This window comes from Acetobacter fabarum, assembly GCF_011516925.1.
GTDB classification, from domain to species: Bacteria; Pseudomonadota; Alphaproteobacteria; order Acetobacterales; family Acetobacteraceae; genus Acetobacter; species Acetobacter fabarum.
Map to the genome: position 1 here is coordinate 159,131 of NZ_WOTG01000005.1, position 12,925 is coordinate 172,055.

Genomic DNA, 12,925 nt, shown 5'->3' on the forward strand with positions numbered 1-12,925 from the left:
CGGAATGCTATGGGGCATCATATGACTGCTCACAACCGGCCTGGTGGCAGGGGGGGAGGATTCGCCGGGGAGCCTGTCTGCAACAGCAAGACCAAACCCCATTGCAGCCGCGGCCAGAATGAAAGACAGAGAATGCATGGTTCCGACCTTTCCAGCCAAGAGTTGAGAGACGGTCAGGCCATAATCCGCACCGCACGCAAAGTGCATTGCGCTGTGCACGGATAATGGCGACTTTAAGGCAGGATGACAAAGTTATGGTGAGGTTTGCAAGAAGAATATGATGGTGCAGCCCCCGACCTGCTCAGACATGCGGATACCCAGCCATGAAAGGCGCTGCAATGGTGCGTGATACGCCCCTCCATTCCGGCAGGGAGTCGGGTATGGAGCTGGCCTTGCAGCAGGCCCGTATGGCCGCCACACGGGGGGAGGTGCCAGTGGGTGCCGTGCTGCTGGATGCGCAAGGCACGGTGCTGGCACAAGCCGGTAACCGGGTGGAAGAACTGCAAGACCCCTCTGCCCATGCGGAAATGCTGGTCATGCGTGCCGCCGTGCACCAGCGGCAGGGCCGCAGGCTGGCGGACTGCACTCTGGTTGTGTCTTTGGAGCCGTGCCCGATGTGTGCGGCGGCCATGGCGCATTTTCGGGTAGGGCGGCTGGTTTTTGGGGCGTATGACCCCAAGGGCGGAGCGGTGGAACACGGCCCCCGCCTGCCTTACCGGGCCGAGGCCCTGCACCGCCCGGAAATTATAGGCGGCGTGCGTGAGTGTGAGGCCGGAGAGTTGCTGAAAAGCTTTTTCCGGACCCTGCGGGGCGAGGAGCCTCTGCCCCCTGCATAAAACCCTGTGGGTAGGGTGGGTTAAAGGCTTTTTTTTTCCGAAAAGGAAACCATGTTAGCTTACAGGGCGTAAGGTGATGCAGGTTTTGGCAGCCGTCTGGTGCAGGTGGCCGCCAGAGCAGGCCGTGGTCACCCGAAACGAGTCCTGCTTGGGTACAACAAGGAACAGTCAAGATCGTGATGTCGGAAAAATCTGTGACAAACGTTTGCACGCGTGGCGGTCGCCGCAACTGGACCAAGGCTCTGCTGGCTGGCTGCATGCTGGTTTCCGCCGCCGGGCCGTGGGCTGGCGGTGTGTCCTGGGCGGATACGTCCAGCATGATCAAGCCCAGCGGCCCTGCCCAGCGGATTCCCGATTTTGTGGAGCTGGTCAAACAGGTCAAACCGGCGGTGGTGTCCATTACCTCCATGATCCGCTCCGACACCATGGAAGGTGAAGGCGGTGGCATGGGTGGCGGGCCTTTTCCGTTCCCTTTCCCGTTCCAGATGATGCCCCAGCCCTCCAAGCAGCTGATTGAGGCGCGCGGGTCTGGCTTTGTCATCTCGGCCGATGGGTACGTGGTGACCAACAACCATGTGGTCAAAGGGGCAACCAAGGTCAGCGTCACACTGGATGACGGCACAACCCTGCCTGCCAAGGTGGTCGGCCGCGATGGCAAGACCGATCTGGCTTTGCTCAAGGTTACGCCCACACAAAAACTGCCCTTTATTGAACTCGGCGAGTCCGATGACGTACAGCCTGGGGAATGGGTGATTGCCGTTGGCAACCCCTACGGTCTGGGTGGCACGGTTACGGCTGGTATTGTCTCCGCCCGTGGGCGTGACATCAACGAAGGCCCATACGACAACTTCATTCAGGTGGATGCCCCCATTAACCGCGGCAACTCCGGTGGCCCGCTCTTTACGCAGGACGGCAAGGTGGTGGGGGTCAACACCGCCATTCTCTCCCCCTCTGGCGGGGGGTCGATTGGTATTGGTTTTGCCATTCCGTCCGATACGGTGCGCAGCGTTGTGGACCAGTTGCGCAAGACCGGCCATGTGGTGCGCGGCTACCTTGGCGTAAATGCTCAGGTTATTTCCCCCGTTATGGCCAGCGCGCTTAACCTGCCTGCCCCCGCTGTTGCGGGTACGCCGCCCGCAGGTGCGCTGGTGGCCAGTGTCAGCCAGGACAGCCCGGCCGAAAAAGCGGGTCTCAAGGCGGAGGACGTGATTACCGACTTTAACGGTCAGAAAATTGCCTCCCCGCATGATCTGGCCGTGCGTGTGGCGGCAGTGGCGCCGGGCACGCAGGTAACAATCGGCTTTGTGCGTGCAGGTAAGGCACAGACCGCCACCACTAAAATTGGCAATCTTGCCAGTGCTACGGGGGATGCGGGCAAAACGGCGAGTACCGCAGGCGGGCAGCATCTGGGTGTGGCTCTTGCCCCGCTTAACCGCGATACGCGCCAGCAGCTTGGTCTGCCGCAGGATACGCACGGCGTTGTGGTGAGCGATGTGGAGGCAGGTTCTCCTGCGGATCAGGCCGGGATTCGTCCGGGGGATGTCATTCAGTCTGTTGGTGGCCAGCAGGTGGATATGCCCAAGGCGGCCGTCAGTCTGGTCAAAACGGCTATGGCGGCCAAAAAACCGGTGCTGCTGCGTATTCTGCGGGACGGGCAATCCCTGTTCATTGCCATTTCGCCCGATGGCAGTACCGCAGGCCTGCCAGCGGATAACGGTGCTGGTAGCGGTGATGATGATGATAACTGAGGCAGACTTGTCCTGAGTTATCAGCCAAAAAAGGCCGGCTCCTGTGGAGTCGGCCTTTTTTTAAGACTTTAATCCTATGAGGTTAGGCGGCCCGCTCAGTCCGCTTTCTGCCCCGAGGCGATATTGAGCAGAGTCGCAACCGAAAGAATGCGGATGCGATGGTTTTCCGCGCTGGCAATCAGCATGCTGCGGCGGAAAGCGCTAATGGTCCGGCTTACGGTTTCAATGGTCAGGCCCAGATAATCGGCAATATCCACCCGTGTCATGGGGACAGAAGCCATGTTTTCCGCCTCCTGCCGTCGGTTTGCGGTCTGGTGGAAGGCGCGCATCCGGTCGAGCAGAAAGGTGGCAACTTTTTCGCGCGCGGTTTTGCGGCCCAGCAGCAGCATCTGTTCCTGCGCTTCGGCCAGTTTGTCGGTTACGGCGGCTAACAGGCGGCGCTCAAATGTTGGGTAATCGCTCAGCAATGCCTCAAGCTGGGGGCGGAGGAAGCGGCACAGCCGCACATTATCCACCGTTTCTGCCCCAAAAGAGTATGTCTGCGCTGTGCTCAGGCCCAAAAACTGGCCTGCATCGGCAAAGCCCGTAATCTGCCTGCGTCCATCGGGGAGGGATTTGAAGAGTTTGACCGTGCCACGCGTGACATTGAAAAACGCCAGTGCAGGCTCCCCTTCTTCAACAATTGTTGTGCCCGGCGGCAGCAGTAACTGGCGGGAGGAGTGGGCCAGTGCGGCCAGTCCTTCCTCATCCATGCTGCTGCACAGGCTTTTGTTCCGGATGTCACACACAAGGCAACGCATGACATCCATATCCGCTTTGGGGGTATGAACTGCCCCGCCAGCGGGCGCGAAGGCAGATGTCTGGGGAGAAGATGTCATGCGATAAATCCAGAAAACCGTTTAGTATTAACCGGTTGCGGTCTGTTATAACGGTTGGGGCCGTAAAAGGTCGCCCCGCAGCATTGAGCTTTTGTTGACATAAATCAATCATGCCAAGGGATTATTTTAATTGCAGGCCAGAACTGCAAAAAAGTCGAAACCGGGGTCTGTGGTTAAAATGACACAGTTTTGACTCATCTTTGACCAGTATGCGCCAGACTTGATCTAAATCAAGGTTGCATGAGCGATGGCGTGGTCTTTCCGGCACAGAATTACAGTGCAGTGGAAGAGACAAAACACAATGGTCAAGTTCCGTTCCTTTCTGACAGCCACAGTGGCTGGTGTGGCCGCCCTGACCGGTGCGGCACAGGCGCAGACAGCAACCCCCAATGCTGCTTACGTCAATGCCCCGGTCATGAACCACATCCCGGACGCGCAGAAGCCCTCTGGCCACTGCGGTATCTTTGAAACCTGCGCCAGCACCAAAATCGGTCTGGGCAAGGGTGACTTCATGGTGCGTCTGTCCGGCGTTGGCGTTCTGCCGCAGGACCGTGACAGCAGCGTGAAGGTCGCTGGCGTTGGTCACATGAACGGCACGCACCTGTCCACCACCAACCAGGCTATGCCGGAACTGACGGTTGAATACTTCATCACCGACAACCTGTCTGTTGACCTGATTGCAACCAGCACGCACCACCGTGTGAACGCAGTTGGTGGCGCGCTTGCTGGTGTGAGCGGCCGGCAGGTAACGGACGTTGGTTCCGCTTGGGTGCTGCCCCCCACTCTGACCTTCGCTTGGCATTTCCGTCCGCACAAGCGCTTCAACCCGTATGTGGGTGTGGGTGCAACGGCTATGTGGTTCCATAACGCACGTGGGTCGGGCCAGCTTGGGCTGACCAAACTGAATGGTGGTTTCACCGGTGGCCCGGCTGTGAACGTTGGTTTCGACTATCAGCTGGTCGGCAACTGGTTCTTCAACGCCGACGTCAAGCAGATGTTCGTTCGTATGCACGCATGGGCTGAAAACAAAGCCGAAACCCTCAAGGTTCGTGCTCATGAATCCCTGGACCCCACCGTGGTGTCCGCCGGTATTGCATACCGCTTCTGATCTAAGCTGATGAGCGCGGATCCCGTCTCTGACCTGATTTCCCGCTACGGCGGGAATCTGCCGCGCTATACCAGTTACCCGACCGCTGCGAGTTTTTCGGATGCGGTCGGGGCTCAGGACGTGGAAAGCTGGCTGCGTACGCTGCCAGCAGACCTGCCTGTTTCTCTGTATTTTCATGTTCCATTCTGTGATGAACTCTGCCGGTTCTGTGGGTGCAATACCTCAGTCATGCGGCATGAGGACGGGCGCGTGGCCTATGGTGACCTGCTGCGCGAGGAAATGCGCCGGGTTGTAGCCCTAACGGGCGAGCAGCGCGTTGTGCATCATCTCCAGTTTGGCGGTGGTACGCCCACCACATTGCCGCCGGCCTCGCTCCGGCAGCTTATGCGTGCCGTACGCACGTTCTTCCGTTTTTCCGATGATGCCGAACTGGCGATGGAAATGGACCCCCGCCATGTGCCCGAAGGTTATCCGGCACTCCTGGGTGATCTTGGGTTCAACCGCATCAGTCTTGGCGTGCAGGACCTGGACGAAAAGGTGCAGGAAGCCTGCGGTCGTCACCAGTCCTTTGCGCAGACCAAAAGCTGTATTGAGCAGGTACGCGCCGCGGGCGTTACGGGCGTTAATATCGACCTGATTTACGGCCTGCCCTACCAGACGGTAGAAAGCGTGGGTGAGACGGCCCGCCAGATTGCCCTGCTCCGCCCCGACCGGCTGGCCGTGTTTGGTTATGCCCACATTCCGTGGAAGCAGAAGCGCCAGAAGCTTATTCCTGAAAGCGCGCTACCGTCCTCTTCGGAGCGGCTGGCCCAGCGTGCGCAGATTGATGCCGTGTTGCAGGCGGCCGGGTATCAGGCCATTGGGCTGGACCATTACGCCCTGCCGGATGATGCCTTGGCCAAAGCTGCCAATGCCGGCACTCTGCACCGCAATTTTCAGGGTTACACAACGGATTCCTGCCCGGTGCTGCTGGGTATGGGGGCTTCGGCCATTTCCATGACCCCCGCCGGGTTTGCCCAGAATATTCCTACCGTTGCAACCTATGCCCGCGCACTGGCCGATTCGGCGGAACTGCCGGTTATGCGTGGGGTGGCCTGCACAGCGGAGGACCGCTACCGCGGGGCCATTATCGAACGTATTATGTGCGATCTGGCGGTGGACCTGCGCTCAAACCACATTCCCGATAACCCGGGTATGGATGGATTTGTGGAGGAGCTGGCCAGCCTGCATCTGTTCGAGCGGGATGGGCTGATTACCCGCGCTGACAGCCGTATAGAGGTGACAGAAAAAGGGCGTCCGTTTTTGCGGAATGTCGCCGCTGTTTTTGACACGCGGCAGAAAGAGCTGGCCGCTGCAAGCACAGGCAAAGCGCCTGCTCCCCGTTTTTCTGGCGCGCTGTAAGGCAGGCCGTTCAAATTGGCATTTCTGCCATGCAACTTGATCATCGGGTTGTTTTGGCGCATGGAAGAACAGCTTCTGAACCGCAGAGGCAATGCTGCAAAAAGCCCGGCACCTCTGGTTCTCCAGCATATTTCTGTTTTATCGGAAGGATCGGACAACATGCGTCCTGATGCTCCTTTGCCCGGCCAGACCGGGTCTTTTACCCTGCCGGACAGGTTGCGCCACACACCCGCGGCCACATATCCGTTCGCGCACTGGATGCTTGAAAACGTTCTGGAACCCCCTGCCTGCGACGCCCTTGTGGACTGGAACCCGGGGGAGAGCGCCATCGCGGGGGATGTTGGCGGGCGGCGGGAAACGCGCAATGCCTTCCGCGTTTTTGTGGACCCGGCCGTGCGCGCAAGGGATGCCCGGCTGGACCGTATGGCCACGCTGCTGGATAGCGACCCCATGCGCCAGACGTTTGAAGCCATATGCGGCAGCCCATTGGATGAGGCCGCCCTCAGGCTGGAACTGTGTCTGGATACGGATGGATTCTGGCTTGAACCCCATACCGACATCGGGGCCAAAAAACTGACCCTGCTTATCTCCCTTTCTACAGGGGAGGACGCGCAGCAATGGGGCACGGACCTGATGACACCGCAGGGCGAATCTGTTGCCCGTGCATCTGGCGTGTTCAATTCGGGGGTGTTGTTCATCCCTTCAGACAAGACATGGCATGGCTTTGTGCAGCGCCCGATCCGGGGTACACGGCGGACCCTGATCGTCAATTTTGTCGATAAAAACTGGCGTGCCGTGCACGAACTGGCCTTTGGACCGCGTATGGCCCGGGCCTGACCTTTCCTGTTTGGCGGAAAAGGCGCAAAACGGGCCGGGGTGCCCGTTTTTTGCAATTCTGTGACAAATCGGGTTTAGGAAAGCTACAGAAATTTCAACGGGGATAAAACGGGAATGAGTGAACCTGTGCGTGAGTCGATGGAGTTCGATGTTGTCATTGTTGGCGGTGGTCCCGCCGGACTGGCTGCCGCCATTCGCCTGCGCCAGCTTTCGCCGCAAACCAGTGTCTGCCTGATTGAAAAAGGGAGCGAGATCGGGGCGCATATTGTATCCGGCGCCGTGATCGAGCCGCGCGCACTGGCCGAACTGCTGCCCGACTGGCGCGAACGCGGTGCGCCGCTGGATACGCCTGTAACGGCGGAAGATATGTTCTACCTGACCGAAACAGGCAGTATTCGGGTGCCCATGCTCGACAAGGTCATGCCGCACATGGCCAACCACGGGAATTACATTGTCAGTCTGGGCGAGGTCTGCCGCTGGCTGGCCGTGCAGGCCGAGGAACTGGGGGTGGAAATCTACCCCGGTTTTGCCGGGGCTGAAGTGCTGATCGAACGCAACCGCGTGGTGGGTGTGGCCACGGGGGATATGGGTGTGGGGCGTGACGGCAAACCCGGCCCCAACTACCAGCCCGGCATGGAACTGCGTGGGCGCTACACCCTGTTTGCAGAAGGCTGCCGTGGCTCCCTGACCAAGCAGGTCATGGCCCATTACGACCTGCGCAAGGATGCGGACCCGCAGACCTACGGCCTAGGCATTAAGGAAGTGTGGGAAATCCCGGCAGAAAACCATCGCCCCGGTCTGGTGCAGCACAGCTTTGGCTGGCCGCTGGACAACGGTACGTATGGTGGCGCGTGGCTGTACCATTTTGGCGAAAACCTTGTGTCCTATGGCTTTGTCATCGGGCTGGATTACGCCAACACATGGCTCTCCCCGTTTGAGGAAATGCAGCGCGTCAAGCTGCATCCGGCTTTCCGCCAGCATCTGGAAGGGGGGCGGCGTATTTCCTACGGTGCGCGTGCCCTGTCCGAGGGTGGTTTGCAGTCCATTCCGCGCCTGACCTTTCCCGGTGGTGCGCTGATCGGGGATTCGGCAGGGTTTTTGAATGTGCCAAAAATCAAGGGCACGCATACATCCATGAAGTCGGGCATGCTGGCGGCGGAAGCCGTGGTGGATGCCATGAAAACCGACCGCGTAGAGCCGGGCTCCTATACGCAGAAGGTCCGGCAGTCCTGGCTGTGGCAGGAACTGCGCACCGCACGCAACATTCGCCCCGCCTTTGCCCGTTTTGGAGCTATGGGTGGCGCGGTGTACGCGGGGCTGGATGCCATGGTGCTGCGTGGACGCGCCCCATGGACGCTCCACTTCAAACATCAGGATAACGAAACACTGCGCGCGGCTGATCTGTGCGCAAAGCCGTTTTACCCCAAGCCCGATGGCAAGCTGACGTTTGATCGTCTGTCTTCCGTCTTCCTGTCAGCCACCAACCATGAGGAGGATCAGCCGGTGCATCTGCGGCTTAAAAATCCGTCCTTGTGGAAAACGGTCAACTGGGATGTGTTCCACGCACCAGAGGCGCGTTATTGCCCGGCAGGTGTGTACGAAGTGGCGGATGAGCAGACAGCACCACATCTGCAAATCAATGCCCAGAACTGCGTACATTGCAAAACGTGTGACATTAAGGACCCCACCCAGAATATAGACTGGACCACGCCCGAAGGAGGTGGTGGGCCGAATTATCCGGCTGGTATGTGAATTTCGGTCAAAGTACGATAAAGAACCGTCCGAACCATCCTGCGTCTGCAAGCGAAAGAAGTCATGAAGATACTCGTACCTGTAAAGCGGGTTGTTGATTACAACATCAAACCGCGCGTCAAGGCGGATGGCAGCGGAGTGGAAACCGCTGGCGTCAAGATGTCCATGAATCCGTTTGACGAAATTGCGGTGGAAGAAGCCGTGCGCCTGCGTGAAAAAGGCGCTGCTTCGGAAGTCGTGGTTGTGTCCATTGGTGTGCAGCAGGCGCAGGACACCCTGCGTACCGCCATGGCCATGGGCGCTGACCGGGCCATTCTGGTGCTGACCGATGAAAGCCCCGAACCTCTGGCTGTTGCCAAGGTGCTCAAAACACTGGTCGAAAAAGAAGGCCCCTCGCTGGTTGTGCTGGGCAAACAGGCCATTGATGATGACATGAATGCAACGGGCCAGATGCTGGCCGGCCTGCTGGGCTGGGGTCAGGGCACCTTTGCCAGCAAGGTTGATGTGGTCGATGGCCGCGTGAATGTCAGCCGTGAAATTGATGGCGGCACGGAGCAGGTCTCCCTTACCCTGCCAGCCATTATCACGGCCGACCTGCGCTTGAACGAGCCGCGCTACGCCTCCCTGCCCAACATCATGAAAGCCAAGAAAAAGCCGCTGGAAACCATTCCTGCCGCTGACCTTGGTGTGGACATGGCCCCGCGCCTGACGGTTGTTTCCGTTGCGGAACCCGCAGAACGTAAGGCGGGGATCAAGGTTGGCTCTGCAACAGAGCTGGTAGAAAAACTGCGTAACGAAGCAAAGGTGATCTGAACATGACCGCTCTTGTTCTTCTGGATCATGAAGGCGGCCAGATCAGGAAGGCAGCCCTTTCTGCTGTAACCGCCGCAACCCGTCTGGGTGATGTGCATGTGCTGGTCGCCGGGGATGCCGCTCTGGCACAGGCTGCAAGCCAGATTGCAGGCGTGTCCAAGGTGCTGCATGCGGCAGATGCCCGCTATGCGCATGAACTGGCCGAGCCTCTGGCAGCCCTGCTTGTCTCCCTTGCTGGCAGCTACGACCATATCGTGGCCGCTGCGGGTGCCACGGGCAAGAACGTGCTGCCGCGTGCAGCTGCCCTGCTGGACGTGCAGCCCATCCCCGATGTGGTGAGCATTGTGGACGCGCAAACCTTTGTGCGCCCGATTTACGCTGGCAACGCACTGGCGACCGTGCGTTCCTCCGACGCCAAAAAAGTCCTGACCGTGCGCAGTGCATCGTTTGATGCTGCCCCGGCCGAAGGTGGCAGCGCCCCGGTTGAGGCTGTTGCAGCGGTAGATAGCCCTGACGTGTCCCGCTTTGAGGCCGTTCAGCTGTCTGACTCCGCCCGCCCTGATCTGGAATCGGCACGCGTTGTGGTGTCCGGCGGTCGTGGCATGGGTAGTGAGGAAAAGTTCCACGCGCTGGACCCGCTGGCCGATGTGCTGGGTGCTGCTGTTGGTGCGTCCCGCGCTGCAGTCGATTCCGGTTTTGTGCCCAACGAATTGCAGGTCGGCCAGACCGGCAAGATCGTGGCACCGGAACTGTACATGGCGTTTGGTATTTCCGGCGCAATCCAGCATCTGGCAGGCATGAAGGACAGCCGCGTGATCGTAGCCGTGAACAAAGACCCCGAAGCCCCCATCTTTCAGGTGGCGGATTACGGTATTGTGGGCGATCTGTTTGAGGTTGTGCCGCAGTTGGTGGAAGAGCTTAAAAAATAAGCGCATCTCCATAATCGCGTGCTTGAAAAGCCCGTATGCCCTTGTGGCGTACGGGCTTTTTTTATGGAGTTATTCCGCGCCGTAAGCCGCCATGAACACCCGGACGGCGGCATGGATCACTTTTTCTTCCTCCTCCGCACTGTTTTCCGGGTTCAGGTTAAAACGGCGCAGGTGGGCGATGCGTGTCTGGCACAGGGCAAAAAACTGCTCGGCGGCAAAAACCGGGTCTTCTGTCCGCAAGGTGCCCAGCGCTTCCTGTTCGCGTATCCAGTTGGCCAGTGTGGCAATGGCGACTCGGGGACCATTTTCCCAGAACACGGCCCCAAGCTGGGGGAAGCGCGGCGCTTCGGAGACAATAATCCGGTAGAGCATCAGGCTGTCGGGCTGGGTAATCAGGCGCACCATGGCGCGGGCCACGGCGGTCAGTGTTTCCCGCGCGGGCGAATCCTCCTGCACGGGGGCAAGAGCCACGGGCAGTTTTTCGCGGCAGCATTGTTCCACAAATGCGGCAAACAGGTCGGCCTTGTTGGTAAAGTAGTTATACAGCGTTCCCTTGGATACAGCGGCCTGCCGCGCAATGGCGGACATGCTTGCGCCCTCGTAGCCATGTTCGGCAAAAACCGCACTGGCTCCAGTCAGAATCTGCTGTCGTTTGGTCTCGGACTCTCCCGTGCAGGGGGAGCAGGAGGGCGCGGGGAGGGGAGGAGATAGGGCCATGGATCTTCGGGCTTTGGAGACTTGTGATTGACGCGGTAGGGAAAGACGATAGGGTATGCCCTGACCGAACTGGTCGGTCAGCGTAGCGGTTATAACGCATATTAAAGCAGGCGCATAATTTCGACGAGGGTAAGCGGGTGGCAAGAAGGAATGCACGGCGGGCGGGCGCACTGGCAGCCGGTTTTATTCTGGCAGGTTGTGCTGTAGGGCCAGACTATAAAAAGCCCCAGGCGTGGTCCCCCTCACAATGGCAGAAAGCGGCAACGCAGGAGCGCACCAGCGCGCTGAGTGTGCCCACGGAGCAGGAGCCGGACGCGCAGTGGTGGTCAGTGTTCCATGACCCGGAACTGACCTCGCTTGAACAGCGTCTGGCCGCCCAGAACCTGGACGTGTTGCAGGCATCCGAGCAGCTTGCCGTCAGCCGCGGGCAATTGCTGCTGGCCGGTGCGGAGCGCTTCCCAGACCTTGCAGCCTCTGGCTCGTATAGCCGCGTGCAGCACAGTAGCAAGCAGTTGCAGCGGATTGTGGAGCGGATTGGTGAACATTCTGCTGACCCCCAGCTGAAGGAAATGCTGACTAGCCAGGCTTCCGAGGCCACCATACCGCTGCTGAACAACTGGCAGGATGGTGTGCAGGCCAGTTGGGAAGTGGATCTGTGGGGCCGTGTGCGCAGGCAGTATGAGGCCGCCAAGTCCTACACCAACGCCACCATGGAAGAACGCCGGGGGATTCTGATCGCCCGCCAGTCCGAGCTGGCATCGGATTACATGACACTGCGCAGCCTGCAGGAGCAGTTGCGCATTACCACGGCCAACCGCGATGCCGCAGCCAAACTGCTGCAACTGAGCCAGTCGCGCTACAAAAGCGGTCTGGTGAGCGAACTGGATGTGGATAGCGCCCAGTCCGAGCTCCAGCATACCAATGCTCTGATCCCGCAGTTTGAGCAGCGCATTGCCATGCAGATCAACGCCATCAATCTGCTTATGGGCATGCCCCCGGGTGGGCTGAACACCGAACTGGTGCAAACAGCGGGCATTCCGCTGGTGCCGCCAGCCGTGCCTATTGGCCTGCCATCCGAACTGGCACATCGTCGCCCCGACATCCGTGAGGCTGAAGCCGAACTGCATGCGGCCACGGCCGAAGTGGGGCAGGCCATGGCGGACTTTTACCCCAAGGTCACCATTGATGCGGGCTTTGGGCTTCAGTCCTTTTCGTTCCGCGATATGGGGATGTGGAGCTCACGCATGTGGAATGTGGGGCCGTCCATCACGATCCCCATTTTTCAGGGCGGGCGCCTGACCGGCCAGTTGCAGATGAAAAAAGCATCGCAGAGGGCCGCAGCCCTGCGGTACCGCAAAACGGTGCTCAATGCCTGGAGCGAGGTGGATAATGCACTCACCGCATATCAGGCAGAGCAGAAGAAGAACCAGCGCCTGAGCAGCCAGGTGGCAGCAGACAAGCGTTCCATGGAGCTGGCGCAAAGCCAGTATAAGCATGGGCTGCAGAGTTACCTGCAGGTGCTTGATGCACAGCGTAGGCTGCTCTCTTCCCAGACCAGTCTGGCGGATAGCACAGCGAGTATCGCAGATGATCTGGTGCGTCTGTATAACGCGCTGGGCGGGGGATGGGAGAGTACCTTCCCCGTCTCCAAGCCCAAACACGCCTAACGGCTTGGGCACACAGGATATTTCAAACCAGGAGCGGGCTGTGAGGCCCGCTTTTATTTTGCATTAAGAACGTTAATTTTCAGGATTGGCGGTTTTCTGGGGTTTTTTGTTTAGGTTATGATTTTGTTTCATTTTTTTTGTTTTCTAGTGTTGACGGGTTAGTGTCTGGGGGTATAGAAGCTGCTTCACCGAGACGAGATGACCTTGGCGGTTTCGGAAGTTTCTGCTAAGGTTTTTGG

Annotated in this window: 11 protein-coding genes; 9 read left to right on the top strand and 2 right to left on the bottom strand. The window is 59.2% G+C overall.

Translation table 11 applies throughout. The features are described from left to right. Positions 1 to 338: 338 nt before the first annotated feature. Both GOB83_RS08620 and GOB83_RS08625 read left to right on the top strand, forming a co-directional pair. Positions 339 to 836, top strand: a complete 498-nt coding sequence (locus tag GOB83_RS08620; RefSeq protein WP_086647076.1) for a nucleoside deaminase — start codon at positions 339 to 341, stop codon at positions 834 to 836. Positions 837 to 1,015: 179 nt separating this feature from the next. Further along, positions 1,016 to 2,584 carry a Do family serine endopeptidase gene (locus tag GOB83_RS08625; protein WP_165925773.1) on the top strand — a complete coding sequence of 523 codons (1,569 nt, stop codon included), beginning with the start codon at positions 1,016 to 1,018 and terminating at the stop codon, positions 2,582 to 2,584. A 95-nt stretch (positions 2,585 to 2,679) separates the two neighbouring features. Here GOB83_RS08625 and GOB83_RS08630 read toward each other — a convergent pair whose 3' ends face one another. Further along, entirely contained in the window at positions 2,680 to 3,462 is a 783-nt protein-coding gene (locus GOB83_RS08630; protein WP_233129184.1) for a Crp/Fnr family transcriptional regulator, read from the bottom strand. A 301-nt stretch (positions 3,463 to 3,763) separates the two neighbouring features. Between GOB83_RS08630 and GOB83_RS08635 the strand changes: the two genes are divergently transcribed. The 6 genes from GOB83_RS08635 (at position 3,764) to GOB83_RS08660 (ending at position 10,302) form a co-directional block, all read left to right on the top strand. After that, positions 3,764 to 4,570, top strand: a complete 807-nt coding sequence (locus GOB83_RS08635; RefSeq protein WP_165925763.1) for an OmpW/AlkL family protein — start codon at positions 3,764 to 3,766, stop codon at positions 4,568 to 4,570. Between the two features lie 9 nt (positions 4,571 to 4,579). Further along, the gene (gene hemN, locus GOB83_RS08640; protein ID WP_095349453.1) at positions 4,580 to 5,971 is read left to right on the top strand and encodes an oxygen-independent coproporphyrinogen III oxidase; all 1,392 of its coding nucleotides are present in this window, start codon (positions 4,580 to 4,582) and stop codon (positions 5,969 to 5,971) included. A 159-nt stretch (positions 5,972 to 6,130) separates the two neighbouring features. Beyond that, positions 6,131 to 6,808 carry a 2OG-Fe(II) oxygenase gene (locus GOB83_RS08645; RefSeq protein WP_086647074.1) on the top strand — a complete coding sequence of 226 codons (678 nt, stop codon included), beginning with the start codon at positions 6,131 to 6,133 and terminating at the stop codon, positions 6,806 to 6,808. Between the two features lie 114 nt (positions 6,809 to 6,922). Continuing rightward, positions 6,923 to 8,560 (top strand): electron transfer flavoprotein-ubiquinone oxidoreductase, encoded by a 1,638-nt coding sequence (locus GOB83_RS08650; RefSeq protein WP_086647039.1) that lies wholly within the window; start codon positions 6,923 to 6,925, stop codon positions 8,558 to 8,560. A gap of 63 nt (positions 8,561 to 8,623) precedes the next feature. Then, on the top strand, positions 8,624 to 9,373 hold the full coding sequence (locus tag GOB83_RS08655) for an electron transfer flavoprotein subunit beta/FixA family protein (RefSeq protein ID WP_165925764.1): 750 nt from the start codon (positions 8,624 to 8,626) through the stop codon (positions 9,371 to 9,373). A 2-nt stretch (positions 9,374 to 9,375) separates the two neighbouring features. Then, positions 9,376 to 10,302, top strand: coding sequence for an FAD-binding protein (locus GOB83_RS08660; RefSeq protein WP_165925765.1), 927 nt, complete (start codon positions 9,376 to 9,378; stop codon positions 10,300 to 10,302). A 69-nt stretch (positions 10,303 to 10,371) separates the two neighbouring features. On the opposite strand, the gene GOB83_RS08665 is transcribed toward GOB83_RS08660, so the two are convergent. Next, positions 10,372 to 11,019 (bottom strand): TetR/AcrR family transcriptional regulator, encoded by a 648-nt coding sequence (locus GOB83_RS08665; protein WP_095349449.1) that lies wholly within the window; start codon positions 11,017 to 11,019, stop codon positions 10,372 to 10,374. Between the two features lie 137 nt (positions 11,020 to 11,156). Here GOB83_RS08665 and GOB83_RS08670 point away from each other — a divergent pair, with 137 nt between their 5' ends. Beyond that, positions 11,157 to 12,686, top strand: a complete 1,530-nt coding sequence (locus GOB83_RS08670) for an efflux transporter outer membrane subunit (RefSeq protein WP_264802495.1) — start codon at positions 11,157 to 11,159, stop codon at positions 12,684 to 12,686. Positions 12,687 to 12,925: the final 239 nt, after the last annotated feature.

Bases quoted from the DNA above. Each gene is read 5' to 3' on its own strand.
- GOB83_RS08620 (WP_086647076.1), top strand. From the start codon at position 339: ATGGTGCGTGATACGCCCCTCCATTCCGGCAGGGAGTCGGGTATGGAG.
- GOB83_RS08625 (WP_165925773.1), top strand. From the start codon at position 1,016: ATGTCGGAAAAATCTGTGACAAACGTTTGCACGCGTGGCGGTCGCCGC.
- GOB83_RS08630 (WP_233129184.1), bottom strand. From the start codon at position 3,462: ATGACATCTTCTCCCCAGACATCTGCCTTCGCGCCCGCTGGCGGGGCA.
- GOB83_RS08635 (WP_165925763.1), top strand. From the start codon at position 3,764: ATGGTCAAGTTCCGTTCCTTTCTGACAGCCACAGTGGCTGGTGTGGCC.
- hemN (WP_095349453.1), top strand. From the start codon at position 4,580: ATGAGCGCGGATCCCGTCTCTGACCTGATTTCCCGCTACGGCGGGAAT.
- GOB83_RS08645 (WP_086647074.1), top strand. From the start codon at position 6,131: ATGCGTCCTGATGCTCCTTTGCCCGGCCAGACCGGGTCTTTTACCCTG.
- GOB83_RS08650 (WP_086647039.1), top strand. From the start codon at position 6,923: ATGAGTGAACCTGTGCGTGAGTCGATGGAGTTCGATGTTGTCATTGTT.
- GOB83_RS08655 (WP_165925764.1), top strand. From the start codon at position 8,624: ATGAAGATACTCGTACCTGTAAAGCGGGTTGTTGATTACAACATCAAA.
- GOB83_RS08660 (WP_165925765.1), top strand. From the start codon at position 9,376: ATGACCGCTCTTGTTCTTCTGGATCATGAAGGCGGCCAGATCAGGAAG.
- GOB83_RS08665 (WP_095349449.1), bottom strand. From the start codon at position 11,019: ATGGCCCTATCTCCTCCCCTCCCCGCGCCCTCCTGCTCCCCCTGCACG.